Below are 21,099 nucleotides of genomic sequence, written 5' to 3'. Positions count from 1 at the left end.
CGGTCCAGCTTCCGCGCCTCACGTTTCCCGATGCACTTTGGGGTAAGTGGTACCATTACCGTACTATAGGGTACGATTTCATATTGACAAGAGAAGATGTGCCGCCCATCTGGAACTCGTACCCAATAGTACGGTTTTCGTATCCCATGATGAGTCGTTTTCCGACAAGGCCCCTGTTGCTGAGCGCTGCCGCCGCATCGGCGCTGGCCGCCTGCGCCCCAGTGCCCGATCTCGACGCGCGCCCCGAAGTGCGCGCGGCAGGCAATTATGCCGCCAGCCAGTCGCTGGCCGGCACGCCACAGGCAGCATGGCCAGTCACCAACTGGTGGACGGCCTATAACGATCCGCAGCTCAACGGGTTGATGGACGAAGCGTTCCGCAGCGCGCCCAACCTCGCCGCGGCGGCCGCCCGGTTGCGGTCGGCCGAAGCCTATGCGGTGCAGGCAGGCGCCGCCTCGCTGCCGCGCGTCGATGCAAGCGGGTCGGCCGCGGCCAACCAGATCAACACCGGCAACGGCCTGCCCATCAATATCCCGTCGAACGTGCAGACCATCGGCTATGGCACGCTGAACCTCGCCTTCGATCTGGACCTGTGGGGCCGGAACCGCGCGCAGCTCGCCGCCGCCACGTCGGAGGCGGAAGCCGCCCGGCTGGAGCTGGAACAGGCCCGCCTCGCCCTCTCCACCAATATCGCCGCAGCCTATGCCGATCTTGCCCGCCTCGCCGCCGATCGCGCGGTTCAGGAACGCGCGCTGCAGGTGCGGCTTGCCACGCAGAAGCTGGTTACCGACCGCGTCACCAACGGGCTGGAGACCCGCGCCGAGGAAAAGCAGGCCGCCGCTGCGGTGCCTGCGGCCCGCGCGCAGCTCGCCGGCATCGACGAGCAGATCGGGCTCACCCGCAACCGGATCGCGGCGCTGCTCGGTCAGGGCCCGGACCGCGGTCTTTCGATCGCCCTTCCCCGTGCGCCGGTCGAGGCACGCGGGGTGCCGGCGGACGTCACCACCGATCTGATCGGCCGCCGCCCCGATATCGCCGCAGCTCGCGCGCGGGTGGAGGCGGCGGCAAGCCGGATCAAGGTGGCACGGGCCGCCTTCTATCCGTCGATCCGCCTCAGCGCGCTCGCCGGTTATGGCGCGCTCGGTCTCGACAATCTGGTAAAAGGCAATGGCGCCTCGGTCTTTCAGGCCGGCCCGGCGATCAGCCTCCCCATCTTCCACGGCGGCGAGCTGCGCGGCCAATATGCCGGTGCGCGTGCCGCCTATGACGAAGCGGTCGCGAACTACGACAACAGCGTCACGACCGCCTATCATGATGTGGCGGATGCCGTGACGAGTCAGAAGGCGCTGGCGACGCGCCTTGCCGAGAGCCGCCAGGCCCTCAACGATTCCGAACAGGCCTATGTCATCGCGCAGCAACGCTATGAAGGCGGGCTGTCGCGGTTCCTCGACGTGCTGACCGCCGAGGAGCGTGTGCTGCAGAACCGCCAGCTGGTGGCCGAACTGGAAGCGCGTGCGTTCGCACTCGACGTCCAGCTCGTCCGCGCGCTCGGCGGAGGCTTTACTACCAACAACGCGGCCGTTGCCGCTTCCGAGGTCTCGACCCATGGCTGACGCAGAACCCGCCATCCACTCCGCCCGCGGCGACGCCGCTGATCGCAAGCCCCACAGCCCCGCTCCCGCGGCAGTCGACGCGGAGGAGGGCAATCGCAAGTCGCTGCGCAAGCGGCTGATGCTGGGCGTGGGCGGCCTCGTCCTGGTCGCCGGCCTCGGCTATGGCGGCTACTACATGGCCGTAGGCAGCCATTATGTGAGCACCGACAACGCCTATGTCGGCGCGGACAGCGCCAGCATCACGCCGATGACCGGCGGCCAGGTGCTGCGCGTGGCGGTCGCCGATACCCAGACCGTCCGCAAGGGCGACGTGCTGGTGCAGATCGACGACAGCGACGCCCGTATCGCGCTCGCCCAGGCCGAGGCGAACCTCGCCAATGCCACCCGCCAGTTCGGCCAGACCTCCGCGACCAGCCAGGCATTGGCGGCGCAGGTTCAGGCCCGCGATGCCGACATCGCCCGTGCCCGCGCGCAGGTGACCGCGGCGCAGGCCGACCTCGAAAAGGCGCGGGTCGATCTGGCCCGCCGGCAGAATCTGGCGCCGAACGGCGCGGTGTCGGGCGAGGAACTGACCGCAGCGACCAACGCCTATCAGGCGGCGCGCGCCAATCTGGACCTCGCGCGGGCAGGGCTGGCACAGGCGACCTCGACCAAGTCGGCGGCGAGCGGCCAGCTGGCGGCCAACCAGGCGCTGATCAGCGGCGCCAATGCCAATACCGCCCCCGAAGTCCTTGCCGCCCGCGCCAAGGTGGAGCAGGCCAAGCTCGACCTTGCCCGCACGGTGATCCGCGCGCCCTTCGACGGCGTCGTCACCCGCCGCGCGGTGCAGGTCGGCCAGCGGGTCGCGCCGGGCGCGCAGCTGATGCTGATCGTGCCGCTCAACCAGCTGTACGTCGACGCCAACTTCAAGGAAGGCCAGCTCGCCAAGGTGAAGGTCGGCCAGCCGGTAAAGCTGACGTCCGATCTGTACGGCGGCGATGTCGAATATCACGGCCGCGTGGTCGGCTTCTCGGGCGGCACCGGCTCGTCCTTCGCGCTGATCCCGGCGCAGAACGCGACCGGCAACTGGATCAAGGTGGTCCAGCGCCTGCCGGTGCGCGTCGCGCTCGATCCAAAGGAGCTGGAGGCGCACCCGCTGCGCGTCGGCCTGTCGATGGATGCCGAGATCGATACCTCGGCCAAGTAAGGACACCTCTACCATGAGCGGGCAGATGCAGCGCGGCGGCTTCCTTTCGGGGCCGTCGCTGATCCTTGCCGGCGCGGTGCTGGCGCTGACCAACTTCATGGTCGTGCTCGATACCACCATCGCCAACGTCTCGGTGCCGCACATTGCCGGCAGCCTGGGCATCTCCGCGAGCCAGGGCACCTGGATCATCACCTCCTACGCCGTCGCCGAGGCGATCTGCGTGCCGCTCACCGGCTGGCTGGCCGGGCGGTTCGGGGTGGTGCGCGTTTACATTATCGGCATGATCGGCTTCGGCGTCTTTTCGGTGCTGTGCGGCATGTCGACGACGCTCGGCATGCTGGTCGCCTGTCGGATCGGCCAGGGGCTGTGCGGCGGACCGCTGATGCCGCTGACGCAGACACTGCTGCTGCGCATCTTCAGGAAGGAACAGCATGCCCAGGCAATGGGCCTGTGGGCGATGACCACCGTCGTCGCGCCGATCCTGGGGCCGATCGCTGGCGGCACGATCAGCGACAACTGGTCTTGGCACTGGATCTTCTTCATCAACATCCCGGTCTGCGCGCTCTGCGTGTTCGGGGCGATGCGGCTGCTCACCCGGGCAGAGACGCCCACCGAGAAGCTGCCCATCGACAAGGGCGGCCTGGCGCTCCTGATCCTGTGGATCGCGGCGCTGCAGATCATGCTCGACCTCGGCCGCGAGAATGACTGGTTCAACAGCATGACCATCGTCTGGCTGGGCGTGGTCGCGGCGATCGGCTTTCTCGTCTTCCTGGCCTGGGAGATTACCGAGAAGGATCCGGTGGTCGATCTGCGGGTATTCCGCCACCGGGGCTTCACCGTCTCGGTGATCTCGCTGAGCTTCGCCTTCGCCACCTTCTTCGCCTCTGCGGTGATCATCCCGCAATGGCTGCAATCGAGCCAGGGCTACACCGCGACCTATGCCGGCTATGCCACTGCTTTCTCGGGCGTCGCGGCGGTGTTCATGTCGCCCGTGGTGGCGAAGCTGTCCAAGAAGATGGACCCACGCCTGCTCGTGTCCATCGGTATCCTCTGGCTCGGGCTCTCCGCCTTCATCCGCGTCTACTGGAACAGCCAGGCCGGGTTCTGGACCTTCGCCTTCCCGCAGTTCCTGCAAGGCTTCGGCATGCCGTTCTTCTTCATCCCGCTCACCACGCTCGCGCTGGGCTCGGTGCTGCCGGAGGAGACCGCGTCGGCCGCCGGCGTGATGAGCTTCCTGCGCACCATGGCGGGCGCGATCGGCACCTCGATCTCGACCAGCGTCTGGGACGACAGCGCGCGCGTGGCGCGCAGCGAGATCGTATCGCGGATGAACACCGATCCGACGATGAACACACTCACCGCCCAAGGGTTCTCGGTCGATCAGGTCCGCGCCCTGGTCGCCCGCCTGGTGGATCAGGAAAGCCTGACGCTGGCGACCACGCATATCTTCCTGCTGTCGGCGATCATCTTCGTCTTGGCCGCCGGCATCATCTGGCTGACCCCCCGCCCGCGCGGCGAGGTCGACACCAGCGCAGCCCACTGATTTCCCAACGTTTGCGGGATCCGGACCGCCCGTACCAGAAATGGTGCGGGCGGTCTGTCATAGAGATGAAACAATCGGCCTGACATACGTCGTTCGCGCATTGACATAGTCCCGCTGCGGGATAGCATCCTCATAACAAGGAAGAAAATTTCCCAGGAGCTGGATGTCCGAATCGGTGCTTTGATCCAAAAAGGGGCGATCAAATGACCGACCATCTACTATCTGGCACGATGACGCCGCCGTTTGCGCGCACATCGAAGCGGGAATTACATCCCACCCAAGCATCCCTATGCCGTGGCATAGCCGATTGATCGGCGCACGGCTTCATGCCGGTCTTCCGGTTGAAGGAAAAAGGGACCTCGCAACTTCGTGAAATAGTGAGGCGCAGCAGGGAATAGTCCCTGCCGATCGCCTTCCTGCTTCAGGCCTGCGCGGCAGCAGGCCCGGTTCGACAGTATCCTTGGCGTGATTCCGCCGCGACCTATCCGGGCGCGCGGCATGGTGATGTGCGGCAACGTCTCCGGACCCGTCCGCCCTGGCGTACCCCAGTGTCGCCCCTCCCGCCCGACGGCGCCAGCGCGCTTCCGGGCATGGACCCTCGCGTCCCGGGCAGGCCGGCACCGGCAACGAGAAACGCGAGAAAATCCGTCCGCTTCTGAGGAACGACACGAACGACAACCATCAGCCTTCGGGGGGCACGATCGAATGCAATTTCGCGAAACGGCTTCGTTCACGGTTCTGGCCATTACCCTGGCGCTCGGCGCCACACCCGCCTTCGCGCAGGAACTGGCCGCGCCGGTGCAGGACGGAGGCGACATCATCGTCACCGGTACCCGCGTCACCGGCCTTCGCGCCGCGGACAGCCCCGCGCCGATCCAACTGCTGAGCTCGGCCGAGCTTGCCCGCACCGGTCAGCCGGACCTGATCCAGGCGCTCGCCCAGAACCTGCCGAGCGTGCAGGCACAGGCATTCGGCAGCGACCTCCAGGCGCACAACCTGCAGATGAAGCTGCGCGGCCTCAGCCCCAACCACACGCTGGTGTTGCTGAACGGAAAGCGCCGCCACGGCACCGCCAACGTCTCGATCGCCGGCGGCCCCTTCGGCGGCAGCGCCGCGCCCGACATCAGCTTCATTCTGCCCTTGTCGATCGACCATATCGAGGTGCTGCAGGACGGCGCCGCCGCGCAATACGGCACCGATGCCATCGCCGGCGTGATCAACATCATCCAGAAGAAGGCCGATCATGGCGGCATGCTGACCGCCACCGGCGGCCGCTATTACGACCAGGGCGGCAAGACCTACGCGATCGCGGCCAATGTCGGTTTCGCGCCGTTCGAGAACGCCTTCGTCAACCTGACGGTGGAGAAGAAGCGCAAGGGCTTCAGTTTCCGGGGGGACATCAACCCCCAGGTCTATGGCGACAACGCCGTCGCCAGGCGCTACCTCTCGCTCTACCCGGCGATCAGAAATCTGCCCTATTATCCCTATACCAACCGCATTCTCGGCGATCCCTCGATCGACCAGACCTCGGTGATGGCGAATGCCGGCTATGATTTCGGCGGCGGCTATGAACTCTACGCCTTCGGCAGCTACGGCCACAAATATGCCCGTGCCTATGAGAATGTCCGCACGCCCGACGTGATCGTCAGCGCCGCCGGCGTGCCCTTCTACCCCGCCGGCTTCCAGCCGCTCGAGGCGGTGCGCGAGACCGACTATGCCGTCACCACCGGCTTCAAGGGGCCGCTCGGCGCCGGCACCTTCGACATCGCCTCCACCTATGGCGACGATTTCGTCGGCGTGCATGTCGAGAACTCCGGCAACGCGCAGCTCTATCGCGCGACCGGCTTCACCCCCACCGAGTTCCACAATGGCGACTTCAAGGCCAGCCAGTGGACCAACACGCTCGACCTGACCTATCCGATCGAGCTGGGCCTGGCCGAACCCGCCAACCTCGCCGGCGGCCTGGAGTGGCGCCGCGATACCTATGGCATCGTCTCCGGCGATCCCGCCTCCTATTATGGCGGCGGCGCGCAATCCTTCTTCGGCTACAGCCCCAACGATGCCGGCAACCACCGCCGCACCAACTTCTCGCAATATCTCGACCTGAGCATCAAGCCGGTCGCCGCGTGGCTGATCGATGGCGCGATCCGCCACGAGCATTACAGCGACTTCGGCGACACCACCGTGTTCAAGCTGACCAGCCGCTACGACCTGTCGAGCGCCTTCGCGATCCGCGGCACCGTCTCCACCGGCTTCCGCGCGCCGACGCTGGCCGAGGGCTTCTATTCGGGCATCAACGTCGCCCCCAGCGGCATCTCGGGCGTGCTGCCCGCCAATTCGGCGGCGGGCGCGGCGCTGGGCTTCGGCGGCCTCAAGCCGGAAAAGTCGACCAACTTCAGCGCCGGCTTCGTCTTCCACCCGGCCAAGCGGCTGAGCGTGACGGTGGACGGCTACTGGATCGACATTCGCGACCGGATCCTGATCTCCAGCTCCTTCTACGGCTTCCGCGGCCAGTATTGCCCGCAGAACTATGCCGGATCCAACGCCAGCCGCTGCGTCGCCTACAATGCCGACAACTATCTGACCTACAACCAGAGCTCGGTGTACAACGCCGTCGCCGCCGCGCTTGGCGGCTCGATCCCCAGCTATGTGCTGCTCGACGTCAACGGCGAGCGGAACATCGACGGATCGGTGGCGGTGCAGACCTTCGTCAACGGCGCCAAAGTGCGCACACGCGGCATCGACTTCACCGCCAATTACATGACCGACCTGGGCGATCTCGGCACCGTCGACTGGTCGCTGACCGCCAATTACAATGAGAACAAGGTGCGCGGCATCTCCGGCCTGCCCGCGCCGCTCTACGTCAACCGCACCGATCCCAGCCGCTCGGCGCTGATCGATCGCTACAGCCTGGTGCAGCTGGAGAACAGCACCCCCAAGTTCCGCGCGACGTTCGGCGCCTTCTGGACGCGCGGCATCTTCAGCCTCAACCTGCGCGAAAGCTATTACTCCCGCGTCTATGCGCTGGAATCGACGCCCGGCAACAGCCCGCTGCGGGGCGCCGACACCATCGTGCCGGTCAACGCCGCCTTCATCACCGATGCCGAGCTGACCGTCGAGGTCGTCAAGCCGGTGCGGCTCTCGATCGGCGCCAACAACCTGTTCAACCATTATCCGACCGAACGCTCGGCGGAGAATATCCGCAATCCCCAGCTCATCTCGGGATCGCGCACCTATTCGAGCAATCTCTATCCGACGATCTCGCCCTACGGGATCAACGGCGGCTATTATTACGGCCGGATCACCGTGAAATTCTGAAGCCTTGCCGGCCGGGGCGTGCACCCCCGGCCGGCCCGTTCGCATGCAAGAACATATACCGGGAGTGATGCGCTTTGCTTTCCTCATCCATGGACTGGCTGATTCCCCTGCTGGGTCTGCTGGCCGCCGGGCTCGCTGCCGGTTTCGCCGGCGGCGTCTTCGGCATTGGCGGCGGGTTCGTCGTCGTCCCCGCCCTGCTGGTGATGCTGCCGCTGCTGGGCGGTGAACAGCACCAATATGCCCATGTCGCGATCGGCACCTCCGCCGCGACAATCATCATCACCTCGATCCGATCGGTGATGAGCCACCACAAGCGCGGATCGGTCGATTTCGAGATCCTCAAGACCTGGGCGCCCTGGGTGGTGCTGGGCGACGGCATCGGCGTGCTGCTCGCCAGCCATGTCGACGGCCGGGTGCTGACGCTGGTGTTCGCCAGCGGCGTGCTGCTGATGTCGATCAACTTCCTGGTGCCGCGTCTCGGCAACCGGGTGATCCGCGACGAGATGCCGATGGGCGTCGCCCGCGTCGCCATCGCCGGGGGGCTCGGCACCTTCTCGTCGCTGCTCGGCATCGGCGGCGGCACCATCGCGATCATGGTGATGACGCTGTGCGGCCGATCGATCCACCGCGCGGTGGGAACGGCGAGCGGCATCGGCACGCTGATCGCGGTGCCCAGCGCGATCGGCTTCGCGATCATCGGGCTGCACGAGCCGGGGCTCCCCTGGGGCTCGTTCGGCTTCGTCAACCTGCCGGCGACGGTGGCGATTGCCTCGATGTCGATGCTTACCGCGCCGCTCGGAGTCGCAGCTGCCCATGCTTTACAGCCGGCGATGCTGAAGCGGGTATTCGGCATTTACCTCATCGTGATCGCCTTCGTGATGTTCCACAATGCGCTGAAGTTCTGACGCGCGTCTTCGACAGACAACAGGGAGACCCTCGACATGACCATCCTCGAAACCCTCCGCACGCCCGAGATCACCGAAGACCTGCGCGGCCGGGGCTATTCGCGCCGCGACATGGGCCGCATCGCCGCCCTGCTCGGCGGCACCGTGGCGCTCGGTCGCGCGGCGCCTGCCTTCGCCCAGCAATCGGCCAAGGCGGTGGTCGGCGCCGTCCGCATCGGCTCGAACGAATGCTGGACCGGGCCGCTGCCCGCCGGTGCCAATGCCGCGATGAAGATCGTGATGGAGGGCAATCGCTACGAGCCGAACGACGAGCATGCCAAGCTGTTCGCCGCCGTCTCCGCCGTGGAAGGACTGCCCGCTACGCACATCAAGGCCTGGCCGGGATCGAGCGACCCGCTGAACCGCGCCGCCGTGACCTTCGCCTCGCCCGCGCGCGGGATCGTGACCGCCGATCCCACCTATGAGCAGATCTGGCGCACCGGCGCCTGGATCGGCGCCAAGGTCACCAAGGCCCCGCTCGGCCCCCAATATCAGCACGACGTGAAGGCGATGCTGGCGGCGGACCCCAATGCCGGGCTCTATTATGTCTGCTCGCCCAACAATCCCACCGGCACGCTGACGCCGATCGCCGACATCGTCTGGCTGGCCGAGAACAAGCCCAAGGACGCGGTGCTGATCGTCGACGAGGCCTATATCCACTTCGCCGACGTGCCCAACGCCGCCAAGCTGGTCGCCGCCCGCGACGACGTGCTGGTGATGCGCACCTTCTCCAAGCTGTTCGGCATGGCCGGCATGCGGCTGGGCCTCACCTTCGCGGCGCCGTCGCTGCACGACAAGATGATGCGCTATGACGGCATGCAGGTGACCAACATGCTGCCGATGACGGCGGTGGCGTGCGGCACCGCCTCGATCCCGCTGGCGTCCGAGATCAAGGCGCGGCGCGACGAGATGATCGCGGTGCGCGAGAAGACGATCGCCCATCTTCAGAACCGCGGGCTGAAGGTGCTGCCGGGCAGCCATGCCAACATGTTCATGACCGAATGGAAGGGGAAGGCACCGAAGGAGATGATGGCGGCGCTGCTCGCCCAGAACGTGCAGATCGGCCGTTCTTGGACCGCCTATCCCACCATGTCGCGCGTCACCGTCGGCTCGGCCGCCGACATGGAGAAGTTCCGCATCGCCGTCGACAAGGTGTTGATGGCCTGATTGCTGTGGCACCTGGCCCGCGCCGCTCCCTGGCGGCGCGGGTCTGTTTTGTTTTCAGGCCGGCGGCACGATCGGCAATGTCGCCTCGAACCGCGCGCCACCCCCGCCTTCCACCAGCACCAGATCCCCGCCATGTGACAGCAGGATCTGCCGCGCCAGTGCCAGCCCGACGCCGCTGCCCTGCGACTTGGTAGTGAAGAAGGGACGGAAGATCGCGCCCCGATCTGACGGCGCCACGCCGGGGCCATTGTCCCATACCTGCCAATAGGCAGCACGCTCGTCACGCCACAGCGACAGGCCCACTTGCCCCTCGCCGCCGCCGCCGGCAGCCTCCGCCGCATTCTGGAGCAGGGCCCACAGCGCCGCGCTCAGCTGGTCCGCATCGCCCTGAAGGCGGATCGGCGCGCCCCCTTCGAACGCCAGCGGCAGCCCCGGCCAGCGGGTCGCGAACAGGCGGACCAGATCGGCGGCGACCTCCAGCAGGTCGAGCGCAGCGACGCGCGGCGCCGGCAGCCGCGCGAGCGAGCGATAGGCCTCGCCGAAGCGCTGCAGGCCCGCCGCACGGCGCGCCACGGTGCCCACCGCGTCGCGCAGGGCGGGGAGCGACGGGGCATCGTCTTCCAGCATGTCCGCCGCCGTGCGGCTGAGCGAGGCGATGGGGGTAAGCGCGTTGACGATCTCGTGGCTCAGCACCTGCACCAGATCGCGCAGCGTCGCGGCCTCCGCCGCCTTGAGTTCGGCGTCGATGTCGATCAGCGCGGCCAGCCGCGTCTCGGCGCCGCCGAGCGCGAGGTCGCTGGTGGTGAGCGCATAGCTTCGGCCGCCGATCGCCACCGTCGCCGCGCGGGCGGAAACGTCGCCGATCGCCGCGACCAGCCCGGGCGGCGGGTCGGCGACCAGATCGGCGGCGCCGAACAGCCGCCGCGCCGCGCGATTGATCGCATGGAGGCGCCCTTCGCCGTCCAGCGTCACGATCGGCGCGGGCGAGAGATCGAGCAGCGCGGTCAGCCGCCGCTCGCGGTGCGCAGGATCGGGCGCCAGCGCCGGCGCGGCAACGGCCACCAGCTTCGGCCGCCGGGCCTCGGCGATACCGGTGGCGACGCCCCACAGCGCCGCCAGTGCCGCCACCAGCGCGCTGGCATAGAGCCCCGCCCCCCAGGCCACCGCAAAGGCGCCGCCGGCCAGCAGCAGCAAGATCCCCCGCAGCAGCGCCGCCCAGCCCCTAGAGCCCATATTTCGCCATCCGCCGATAGAGCGCCGCCCGTGTCAGTCCCAGCTCGGCGGCGGCACGGCTGACGTTGAAGGCGTGCCGCTTGAGCGCCGCCGAGACCAGCGCCGCCTCGCTGCGGCCGATGTGCAGGTCTGCCCTGATCGCCCGCGGCTCCAGCGCGTCCTCGGCCAGAACAAGTCCCAGGGCGGAGACATCGATGACCTCGCCGCCGCCGAGCAGCACGGCACGCTCGATCGCCTGGCGCAGGCCATGGACGCCGTCCGGCCAGGGATCGGCGGCGATGGCGCGGGCGGCCTCGTCGGTCAGCGGGCGCAGCGGCTGGCCGTAGCGGCCGGCGAACAGCGCGCAGAAATGGCGGGCGAGCAGCAGCGCGTCGTCTCCCCGCCCGGCGAGCGGCGGCAGATCGATCTCCACGGTGTTGAGCCGGAAGCGCAGGTCGTCGCGCAGCGCCGTGCGGGTGCCGGCCCGGTCGCGCCGGCTGGTCGCGATCGCGCGGATACCGCCAAGGCGGCGGGCGAGTTCGGGCTGGAGCTCCGGGGCAAGCTGGTCCACCGCCTCGATCAGCAGCGTCGCCCCCTCCGCATCGGACAGGCGCGCCTCGATCGTCGGCAGATCGGCCACCGCGGCATCCAGCACCACCAGCGGCCGTTCTGCGCGCGGGGAAGCGCGGTGGAGCAGCTGCGCCGCCAGCGTCTTGCCGCTGCCTGCCGGACCGGTGAGCAGCACGGCCGCATCGGTCGGCCCCACGCGCGCGACCAGCCCGCGTGCCGCCTCGATCGCAGGCGCCTCGCCGAGGAGCAGCAGCGCCTCCTCCCCCGTCGGCGCCGGTGCCGCCGCCAGCCTGGCCCGGCGCAGCGCCACGGCGCGCTCCACGGTCGCGAGCAGCCGCTCGTTGCTCCACGGCTTGATCACGAAGTCGCTCGCCCCGCCGCGCATCGCCTGCACCGCCACCGCGATGCCGCTATGCCCGGTGACGACGACCACCACCGCGTTGCGATCGGCCGCGATCAGCCGGTCGAGCATGCGGAAGCCCTCCTCCCCGCTGGTCCGCCCGCGCGCGAAGTTGAGATCGAGCAGGATCGCATCGACCGGGCCCTCGGCCAGCCGCACCCAGGCGGCATCGGGATCCGCCGCACCGCACACCCGCATGCCGTTCCGCTCGAGCAGCAGGGTCGCGGCGCGGACGATGTCGGGATCGTCGTCGATCACCAGGATGGTCGGCGATTCGGTTGGCACAGGCTTGACCGCTCCAGACGAGTGTTCGGAATCGGACACTAGCTTGAACACTGTTCGCCCGGAGCGCCAGCCCTTTCATAATTTCATAACCATATCAGCCCTTTAGGACTGATCGACTGACTGCCGTACACTGGCGGCCATGGACGTTACGCCTCTTCACACCAACGGCGCCGCGATGGATCGGCGGATCGAGCGCCCGCATGCGCGCCGGCGCAGGCTGCTGGTCCGGATCGGTATCGGCATCCTCGCGGTCGCCGCTGCGCTCGGGCTCTGGCGGTTTCTGCCCGGTTCGGGCTCGCTGGCAGTCGATGCGGCGACGATCCGCATCGCGCCCGTCGCCCGCGCCGCCTTCGCCGATTATGTGCCGCTGCGCGCGCAGGTCGCCCCGCTCCAGACCGTCTACGTCACCGCGATCAGCGGCGGGCAGGTCGAGGCGCTGATCGCCAGCGACGGCCAGTCGGTTGCCGCGGGCGCCCCGCTCGCCCGGCTCGCCAACCCGACGCTGGCGCTCGACGTCGCCAGCCGCTCCGCCAACATCGCCGGGCAGCTGAGCGCGATCAGCGGCCAGCGGCTGTCGATCCAGCAGAGCCGCGAGCAGACCGAGCGCGACATCGCCGCCGCCCGCAACGAACTTGCCAAGGCCGAGGCGCTGCTGCGCCAGAAGCAGATCCTGTTCGACAAGCAGATCGTCACCGCCGCCGCCGTCACCCCGCTGCGCGAAGAGGTGACGTACCAGCGCGCGCGCCTGGCCGCGCTCACCCGCAGCGCCGCCGAGGCCGGGCGGATGCTCGCCGACCAGTCCTCCGGCGTGAACGCCACCGCCGGCGAACTGCGCGAGAGCCTGGCCATGACCCGCGCCGGCCTTGCCGCGCTGGTGGTGCGCGCGCCCGTCGCCGGGCGGCTGACCGCCTTCACGCTCCAACCGGGGCAGATGATCAAGCCCGGCGATACGGTGGGGCAGGTAGATTCCGAGCGCGCCTGGAAGCTCATCGCAGACGTCGATCAATTCTATCTCGGTCGCGTCCGCACCGGCCTCAACGCCGTCGCCGATCTTGACGGGCGCAGCCTGCCGCTGACCGTGATCAAGGTCCTGCCCCAAGTCACCGAAGGGCGATTTCGTGTCGAACTCGGCTTCAAGAGCGCGCCGCCCGCAGGCCTGAACCGCGGCCAGACGCTGGACGTGCGCCTCACCCTCGGTGCCGATCGCCCGGCGGTGGTCGCCCCCGCGGGCGGTTGGCTCGATGCCGGCGGCACCACCGCCTTCGTGCTGACCGGCGACAACCGCGCCGTGCGCCGGGCGATCACCACCGGCCGCCGCAATCCCGATCAGGTGGAAGTCACCAGCGGCCTCGCCCCCGGCGACCGCATCGTGACCACGCCGCTGACTACCTACGCCCCCTACCAGACCCTGCTCCTCCGATAGGAACCCGCCATGATCCAGCTCAACGCCATCCACCGCGCCTATCGCTCCGACGAGGTCGAGACGACCGCGCTCACCGAGATCGACCTCACCGTCGAGGCGGGGGAATTCCTCGCCATCATGGGCCCCTCGGGCTGCGGCAAGTCGACCCTGCTCAACATCCTCGGCACGATCGACCGCCCGACCAGCGGCGCCTATCTGTTCGAGGGCGAGGACATCGCCAAGGTGCCCGAGGCGCAGCTGGCCCGGCTCCGCCGCGACCGGCTGGGCTTCGTGTTCCAGAGCTTCAACCTGATCGACGAGTTGACCATCGCCGAGAATGTCGCGCTGGCGCTCGCCTATCGGTCGATGCCGGCGCGCGAGAAGCGCGAGCGGGTGGACGCCGCGATGGACCGGGTGGGCATCGCCCACCGCCGCAACCACCATCCCCACCAGCTTTCGGGCGGCCAGCAGCAGCGCGCGGCGATTGCCCGCGCGATCGTGGGGGAGCCGAAGCTGATCCTCGCCGACGAACCGACCGGCAATCTGGATACCGAGAACGGCGCGCAGGTGATGGACATCCTCACCCGCCTCAACGCCGACGGCGCGACGATCGTGATGGTCACCCACTCGCCCGCCCATGCCGATATCGCCAGGCGCACGGTGCACATGCTCGACGGGCGGATCCTCTCTGCGGTGCGGCGGGCGGCGTGAAGCTCGATCGTGTGCTGACGGTGCTGGTGCTGCTGCTCCTCGCCGTCGCCCTGCTCCGCCATCTTTCCACCACCCGCGAACCGGGAGTGACGCCATGACCTCCGCGCTGATCAGCTTCTACCGATCGCTTACCCGCCACAAATTGTTCGCCGCGCTCAACATCGGCGGACTCGCGCTCGGCATCGCGGTGTTCCTGGTGCTGTATCTGTTCGTGCGGTTCGAGACCGGGTTCGACCGGTGGATCCCCGGCGCGGACCGGCTCTACATGATCCAGGAAACCTACCACATGCCCGGCTATCCGGAGACGCCGAGCCCCTACACCATGGGCGCCGAGCTCGAGCATCTCCGTGCCGACTATCCCCAACTGGTCGGCACCCGCTTCTGGCCGCTGGGCGGCATCGTCCGGCAGGGCTCCGTGAGCAGTTCGGAGGATCTGACCGCGGTCGATCCCAACTATTTCCAGCTGGTGCGGCTGCCGGTGATCGCCGGCGATCCCACCCGGGCGCTCGCCGATCCGGACACCATGGTGATCACCCAGCGGGTCGCGACCACCTATTTCGGCACCGGGTCGCCGCTCGGGCGGACGCTCACCATCGTCATCGGTGACAAGACCTACAGCTACCGCGTCGGCGCGGTGATCGCGGACAACCGCAAGGACCAGAGCCTGACCTCCGAAATCTACGTGCCGATGAACCGCGCGCGCTTTGCGAGCGAATGGTTCGATCATTGGGGCAGCACCTCGCTTGCCACCTTGCTGCACTTCCCCGACGCGGCCGCGGCCAAGGCGTTCGAAGGAGAGCTGCACCGGTTCGCCGCACGCCGGGTGTTCGGGGACAATATCAAGAAGGGGGAATGGGAACAGTCGCTGCGGCCGCTTACCGCGCACCATCTGTTCGATCCGGCGGACAATGCGGTGGTGACCACGCTGGGTGCCGTGGGTGCGCTGACGCTGCTCATCGCCATCGTCAATTACATCAACCTGGCCACCGCCCGCGCCGGACTGCGGGCCCGCGAGGTGGCGGTGCGCAAGGTGCTGGGCGGCACCCGCCGCGCGCTGGTCCGCCAGTTCCTGATCGAGGCAGTCGCGACGGTTGCGCTCGCCGCGCTGATCGGTCTCGCGCTGGCGGAACTTGCCCTGCCGTTCCTGAACAGCCTAGGCGGGCTGAATCTGACGATCCACTATTGGGGTGCGAACAGCATCATGCCCGCCCTGCTGGTGCTCGTGCTTCTGGTAGGCGGGATCGCCGGCCTGTACCCGGCGGCGGTGCTGGCCGGCTTCCGCCCTGCAGCGGTGCTGGCCTCCGCGCGCGCGCCGGGCGGCGGCAAGGCCGGTGCCCGGCTGCGCGCCGCCCTCGTAATCGTCCAGTTCGCCATTGCCATCGCCTTTGCGATCGGCACGACGGTGATGCTCGCGCAGACTGCCCATGTGCAGGCCGCGGACCTCGGCTTCCCGCGCGACGGCCTCTACGTGGTCCGTTCCTACTATTCGGACTCGCTGGGCAAGGACCAGAAGGCGGCGCTGCTCCGCGCCTTTGCCGCGGTGCCCGGCGTGACCGGCGTGACCTCGGCACAAAATGCGCCGGGCGACCAGAACATGACCAACCACTCGACGATCTTCCAGCCGGGCAAGGAAGCCACGATCAAGCCGTCGCTGATGAAGGTACAGGTGGGCGACAATTATTTCGAAACCTTCGGGGCGCGACGGATCGCCGGCCGCGTGTTCGACCGAGCGCATCCGGGGGACGATTTTGCGCTGCGCATCAAGGGCAGCCAGACGCCCTACAGCGTCGTGCTCAATCGCGATGCCGTCGCGAAGCTGGGCTTCCGCAGCCCCCAGGACGCGATCGGCAAGCCATTGGGCGGAGACGGCGCGATGACCGTGATCGGCGTGGTGGACGATCTCCGCTTCCGGGGGCCGCGCGAGCCGGTAGGCGGCGTCGTCTACAACTTCAGCAGCTATCCCTTTGGCGGCGCCTTCGTCACCATCCGCTACACCGGCGACCCCCGCCCCACCGCCGACGCGATCGAAGCGGCATGGAAGCGCATTGCCCCCACCGAACCGTTCAGCGGCCGCACCGTCGAGGAAAATCTCTACAAGCGCTATTACGAGCAGGACGCCCAGCGCACCCGCCTGTTCACCATGGGCGCGGTGCTGGCGATCGGGATCGGCTGCATCGGCCTCTATGGCCTGGCCGCCTTCGACACGACGCGGCGGATCAAGGAGATCGGCATCCGCAAGGCGCTGGGCGCCTCCACCCGCGACGTGCTCCAGCTGCTGGTGGTGAAGTTCCTGCGACCGGTGCTGATCGCCAACCTCATCGCCTGGCCGCTGGCCTGGGTGGCGATGCAGCGCTGGCTCTCGACCTTCGACGACAGGATCGGCCTGTCCCCCGTCTATTTCGTGCTCGCCTCGGCGCTGGCGGTACTGATCGCCATTGCCACCGTGATCGGCCAGTCCTGGCGGGTCGCCCGCGCCGAACCCGCCCGCGCCCTGCGCTACGAATAGGACCAATGGCCATGCCCCGCCCGCTTTTGTCGCCCTGTACCGGGCGCTCACCCGCGACAAGCTGTTTGCCGCGCTCACCATCGGCGGGCTGGCGGTAGGGATCGCCGCCTTCCTGGTGCTCGCCCTCTATGTCCGCTTCGAAACCGGCTTCGAGGGCTGGGTGCCGGGCTACGACCGGATCTACCGGGTGGACACCGCGGTGCAGTTCCCCGGCAGCCCGTTCAACGGCGCCTATCCGGCCACGATGCCGGACAAGCCGGAGCAGATGCGGAAGGATTTCCCCGGCCTTGTCGGCCCGCGCATCCGGGGCGGCGGCACGCGCACGCCCGAACGGCGCTAGGAGCGGCGCTCGCATGGCTGGCCGGGTTCGCCCGCTGTCACCGCTCTACTTTCTATCTGCGAGCGCGAACGCCACCGCCATTGCCGTGGCGACGATGCTCGGCCGATCGCTGCGCGCCAGCCGCACCCTGCGCCACGAATAGCGCGCCGGGACCAGCGCCATGCAGCATTGACCTGCCGCGCCGGCGGGCGCATCGATCGCGACATAATCTTGCCGATGGAGCATCCATGCGCCTGCTCGCCGCTACCGCCACGATCCTGCTGATGTCGACCACCGCCCTGGCCCAGACCGCCGCGCCGTTGCCCGCCGCCAACCCGTTCGCCAAGCCGAGCACGCTGCCCTTCCAGGCCCCGCCGTTCGACAGGATCAAGAGCAGCGACTATGCGCCTGCCCTGCTGGCAGGCATGGCCGAACAGCGCGCCGAAATCGCCGCGATCACCCGGGTTCGCAGCGCAGCCACCTTCGAGAACACGATCGCCGCGCTCGAGCGGTCGGGCCGCCTGCTGGAACGCGCAACCATGGCGTTCTACGGCGTGGTCGGCGCCAACACCGACGACACGCTGCAGAAGACCCAGGCCGACCTTGCCCCCGCCTTTGCGGCGCATGCCGATGCGATCGCGCTGAATCCGGCGCTGTTCGCACGGGTGAAGACGCTGTATGACCAGCGCCAGTCGCTGGGGCTGGATGCCGAGCAGCTTCAGGTGCTCACCCTCACCTATGAGAACATGGTCCGCGCCGGCGCCAAGCTGTCGCCCGCCGACAAGACGGCGCTGAGCAAGCTCAATGCCCAGCTTTCGACGCTGGAGACCGCCTTCCAGCAGAAGCTGCTCGCAGCCGCCAAGGCGGGCGCACTGGTGGTGGACGACAAGGCGAAGCTGGCCGGTCTCTCCGATGCCGAGATCGCCGCTGCCGAAGAGGCCGCCAAGGCGCGCGGCCTAGCCGGCAAGTACGTGATCACGCTCCATAACACGACCCAGCAGCCCGAGTTGGCGACGCTGAAGGACCGTGCGACCCGCGAGGCGCTGTTCGAGGCCAGCTGGACCCGCGCGGAGAAGGGCGACGCCAACGACACGCGCGACACCATCGCGCAGATCGCGCTGCTCCGCGCGCAGAAGGCCAAGCTGCTGGGCTTCGCCACCTGGGCCGATTATGTGCTGCAGGACCAGATGGCAAAGACGCCGAAGACCGCGCTGGGCTTCATGCAGCGGCTGGGCACGCCGGTCGCCGCCGAACAGCGTCGGGAGGGGGCCGAGCTGCAGGCGCAAATCCAGGCCAGCGGCGGCAACTTCCAGCTCAAGCCCTGGGACTGGGACTATTATTCGGAGCAGGTCCGCAAGGCGAAATACGACCTCAACCAGGACGAGCTGAAGCCCTATTTCGAGATCAACAAGGTGCTGACCGACGGCGTGTTCTACGCCGCCAACCAGCTCTATGGCCTCACCTTCACCCGCCGTACCGACCTGCCCGTCTATCAGCCGGACGTGATGGTCTATGAGGTGCGCGAGGAAAACGGCACGCCGGTGGGCCTGATGTATTTCGACTTCTGGAAGCGCGACAACAAGAATGGCGGCGCGTGGATGTCGAACTTCGTCAACCAGTCGAAGCTGCTCGGCACCAAGCCGGTGATCTACAACAGCTGCAACTTCACCAAGCCCGCCCCCGGCCAGCCCGCGCTGATCAGCTTCGACGACGTGACGACGATGTTCCACGAATTCGGCCATGCGCTACACGGCCTGTTCGCGAACCAGACCTATCCCAGCGTATCCGGCACCAACGTCGCGCGGGACTTCGCGGAGTTTCCGTCGCAGTTCAACGAACATTGGGCGCTCGATCCCAAGGTGCTCCCCCACTATGCCGTCAACTACAAGGACGGCAGCGTCATTCCGCAGGCGCTGGTCGACAAGATCAAGCGCGCAGGCACCTTCAATTCGGGCTATTCGTTCGGTGAGGCGCTTGCCGCCGCCGAGATGGACATGAGCTGGCACTCGCTGGCCGCCGCGGACGGCAAGCAGGATGCCGATGCGTTCGAGCAGAAGGCGCTCGCCGCCACCGGCCTGGACGTGACCGACGTGCCGCCGCGCTATCGCTCCAGCTACTTCCTCCACATCTGGGGCAATGGCTATTCGGCCGGCTATTACGCCTATATGTGGACCAAGATGCTGAGCGCGAACGCGTTCAACTGGTTCGAGCAGCATGGCGGGATGACCCGCGCCAACGGACAGCGCTTCCGCGAAATGGTCCTGTCGAAGGGCCATACCGAGGACTATGCCCCGATGTTCCGCGCCTTCAACGGTGCCGATCCGCAGGTGGCGCCGCTGCTCAAGGATCTCGGGCTGAACGCCGACGGGACGCGGATCGAGCCGGGCAAGGGCAACTGAAGGAAAGAACGCAGCGCCGCGGACGACGCGGTGCTGCGCTCACCCGATCAGCGGGGCCACTGCGCCAGCCAGTCGGCCAGCGCCTGGGGCGTCAGGCTGCGGGCATCGGCCAGCGCGGAAACCCGCCCGCCGTTGAGCAGCTTGTCGGTCCTCGGATCGACGACGAGCAGTGCCGGCACCCCTTCGAGCTTCGCGCCGGCGCCGTAGCGGGCAGGAATGGCGAGGTTGCGATCGAACCGGCCGATGTCGACGGCCACGATCTCGTAATGACGTTCGACCCAGGGCTTGAGCGTGGGCAGTTCGATCGTTCCGGCGAGCAGGCGGCAATCGAGGCACCAGTTGCCGCCCAGGTCTATCAGCAGCAGCTTGTGTGCCTTGATCGCCCGCGCCCTTGCCGCCTTCACCACCGCGTCCGCATCCGCCCTCTCGTCATAGGGCAGCGGCAACGGCTTGGGCAGCGCCTCGAAACTGGCGATGCCGACCCGAGGTGCAGGCTTGGGCGCCGGTGCGGCAGCGAGAAGCGTCGTGGTGGACGCAAGGAGCACGGCGGCAAGCAGGCGGCGCATGGCAACTCCATCGGTGGGCGCAGGATGGCGCTTAGGACACTCGAAGCTCCCACCGGCGTGATGGGATTTCCATCCCAGGAAATCTGCGCCGGCGGCAAAGTGTAGCTTTAGGCACCGCTCCCGAACGGGCCGGAGGTCGCTGCCCGCTTGGGTCCCGCCAAATTTTTCTTCGCTGATAATCCTACGGCCATGATAGACGTTCGCGCGCCGGTTGTCGTTGTTGGAGAAGGCTCATGGCGCTCAATTGCTTCGTCCTCTTCGCCGGCTACAGCCCGGGAACGAGCGCATGAGCCGCTTCACACGCCGCGACCTGCCTTTGGCAGCCACCCGCCCGGTGATCGGTGTGCTGTGCTGCAACGAAGTGGCGGATCGGCCGGTTCAGGTCGTCGCCAGCCGCTTCCTCGAGCCGTTGTCGCGGATCGCGGAGGCGACGGTGCTGCTGGTGCCGGCGCTGGTCGAGGTCGCCGATGTGACCGCGCTGGCCGGACGGCTGGACGGCCTGCTGCTCACCGGATCGCGGTCGGACGTCGAGGCCCATCATTATGGCGGCCGCGCGGCACCGGAGTCGCGATCCGACGCGCAGCGCGACCGGGTCGCCTTCGCACTGGCCGAGCGGATGATCGAGAGCGGCCGGCCGGTCTTCGGCATCTGCCGCGGGCTCCAGGAGATCAATGTGCTGTTCGGCGGCTCGCTCCGCCGCGATCTCGGCGACGAACATCATCATCCGGAGGACGTGCCGTTCGAGGCATTGTTCGAGCAGCGGCACATGGTGGAACTCGCCGCCGGCGGACTGCTGGCGGGAGAGGACCAGCCGACGCGGGTCCTCGTCAACTCGGTGCACCGCGAGGGCATCGACCGGCTGGGTGCGGGCCTGTCGGTGGAGGCGCTCGCCAGCTCGGACGGGCTGATCGAGGCCGTTTCCGCCCGCCCCTGCGGCGCCGATGTGCTGGCGGGTGGG

Annotated in this window: 16 protein-coding genes; 12 read left to right on the top strand and 4 right to left on the bottom strand. The window is 68.0% G+C overall.

The window, feature by feature from the left end; genetic code table 11:
* The first annotated feature begins 146 nt into the window (after nt 1-146).
* From KK7_RS0116820 to KK7_RS0116795, 6 genes are all read left to right on the top strand, one after another.
* Nucleotides 147-1,613: an efflux transporter outer membrane subunit gene (locus tag KK7_RS0116820; RefSeq protein WP_202798687.1), complete on the top strand. Its 1,467-nt coding sequence runs from the start codon at nt 147-149 to the stop codon at nt 1,611-1,613.
* Nucleotides 1,606-2,799 (top strand): HlyD family secretion protein, encoded by a 1,194-nt coding sequence (locus KK7_RS0116815; RefSeq protein WP_010545811.1) that lies wholly within the window; start codon nt 1,606-1,608, stop codon nt 2,797-2,799. Before KK7_RS0116820 ends, KK7_RS0116815 begins: the two co-directional genes overlap by 8 nt.
* Before the next feature lie 13 nt (nt 2,800-2,812).
* Complete coding sequence (locus KK7_RS0116810; RefSeq protein WP_010545810.1) at nt 2,813-4,342, top strand: DHA2 family efflux MFS transporter permease subunit; 1,530 nt, start codon at nt 2,813-2,815, stop codon at nt 4,340-4,342.
* A 705-nt stretch (nt 4,343-5,047) separates the two neighbouring features.
* The gene (locus KK7_RS0116805) at nt 5,048-7,660 is read left to right on the top strand and encodes a TonB-dependent receptor plug domain-containing protein (protein WP_010545809.1); all 2,613 of its coding nucleotides are present in this window, start codon (nt 5,048-5,050) and stop codon (nt 7,658-7,660) included.
* Between the two features lie 89 nt (nt 7,661-7,749).
* Nucleotides 7,750-8,565, top strand: coding sequence for a sulfite exporter TauE/SafE family protein (locus KK7_RS0116800; RefSeq protein ID WP_010545808.1), 816 nt, complete (start codon nt 7,750-7,752; stop codon nt 8,563-8,565).
* A gap of 36 nt (nt 8,566-8,601) precedes the next feature.
* Nucleotides 8,602-9,771 (top strand): pyridoxal phosphate-dependent aminotransferase, encoded by a 1,170-nt coding sequence (locus tag KK7_RS0116795; RefSeq protein WP_010545807.1) that lies wholly within the window; start codon nt 8,602-8,604, stop codon nt 9,769-9,771.
* A gap of 54 nt (nt 9,772-9,825) precedes the next feature.
* Here the strand turns inward: KK7_RS0116795 and KK7_RS0116790 are convergent, their stop codons facing one another.
* The gene (locus KK7_RS0116790; RefSeq protein ID WP_010545806.1) at nt 9,826-11,004 is read right to left on the bottom strand and encodes a sensor histidine kinase; all 1,179 of its coding nucleotides are present in this window, start codon (nt 11,002-11,004) and stop codon (nt 9,826-9,828) included.
* Nucleotides 10,994-12,238: a sigma-54-dependent transcriptional regulator gene (locus KK7_RS0116785; protein ID WP_010545805.1), complete on the bottom strand. Its 1,245-nt coding sequence runs from the start codon at nt 12,236-12,238 to the stop codon at nt 10,994-10,996. The genes KK7_RS0116790 and KK7_RS0116785 overlap by 11 nt, the downstream gene beginning before the upstream one ends.
* 139 nt (nt 12,239-12,377) lie before the next feature.
* Here KK7_RS0116785 and KK7_RS0116780 point away from each other — a divergent pair, with 139 nt between their 5' ends.
* From KK7_RS0116780 to KK7_RS0116760, 4 genes are all read left to right on the top strand, one after another.
* The gene (locus KK7_RS0116780) at nt 12,378-13,661 is read left to right on the top strand and encodes an efflux RND transporter periplasmic adaptor subunit (RefSeq protein ID WP_010545804.1); all 1,284 of its coding nucleotides are present in this window, start codon (nt 12,378-12,380) and stop codon (nt 13,659-13,661) included.
* A 9-nt stretch (nt 13,662-13,670) separates the two neighbouring features.
* Complete coding sequence (locus KK7_RS0116775; protein WP_010545803.1) at nt 13,671-14,351, top strand: ABC transporter ATP-binding protein; 681 nt, start codon at nt 13,671-13,673, stop codon at nt 14,349-14,351.
* 94 nt (nt 14,352-14,445) lie between these two features.
* Entirely contained in the window at nt 14,446-16,857 is a 2,412-nt protein-coding gene (locus KK7_RS0116765; protein WP_010545802.1) for an ABC transporter permease, read from the top strand.
* A 115-nt stretch (nt 16,858-16,972) separates the two neighbouring features.
* The gene (locus KK7_RS0116760; RefSeq protein WP_010545801.1) at nt 16,973-17,197 is read left to right on the top strand and encodes a hypothetical protein; all 225 of its coding nucleotides are present in this window, start codon (nt 16,973-16,975) and stop codon (nt 17,195-17,197) included.
* A gap of 45 nt (nt 17,198-17,242) precedes the next feature.
* Here the strand turns inward: KK7_RS0116760 and KK7_RS0116755 are convergent, their stop codons facing one another.
* Nucleotides 17,243-17,422 (bottom strand): hypothetical protein, encoded by a 180-nt coding sequence (locus tag KK7_RS0116755; protein ID WP_029623378.1) that lies wholly within the window; start codon nt 17,420-17,422, stop codon nt 17,243-17,245.
* Nucleotides 17,423-17,424: 2 nt separating this feature from the next.
* Between KK7_RS0116755 and KK7_RS0116750 the strand changes: the two genes are divergently transcribed.
* Nucleotides 17,425-19,575, top strand: coding sequence for a M3 family metallopeptidase (locus KK7_RS0116750; protein ID WP_010545800.1), 2,151 nt, complete (start codon nt 17,425-17,427; stop codon nt 19,573-19,575).
* Nucleotides 19,576-19,622: 47 nt separating this feature from the next.
* Here KK7_RS0116750 and KK7_RS0116745 read toward each other — a convergent pair whose 3' ends face one another.
* Nucleotides 19,623-20,141, bottom strand: coding sequence for a thioredoxin family protein (locus KK7_RS0116745; protein ID WP_010545799.1), 519 nt, complete (start codon nt 20,139-20,141; stop codon nt 19,623-19,625).
* Between the two features lie 286 nt (nt 20,142-20,427).
* On the opposite strand from KK7_RS0116745, the gene KK7_RS0116740 reads away from it, so the two are divergent.
* Nucleotides 20,428-21,099, top strand: a 672-nt coding sequence (locus KK7_RS0116740; RefSeq protein ID WP_010545798.1) for a gamma-glutamyl-gamma-aminobutyrate hydrolase family protein, incomplete at its 3' end; no start/stop codon positions are given.

This window comes from Sphingomonas elodea ATCC 31461 (assembly GCF_000226955.1).
GTDB lineage: Bacteria > Pseudomonadota > Alphaproteobacteria > Sphingomonadales > Sphingomonadaceae > Sphingomonas > Sphingomonas elodea.
Note: the sequence above shows the minus strand (reverse complement) of the source record. Positions and strands in the feature narration are given on the sequence as shown.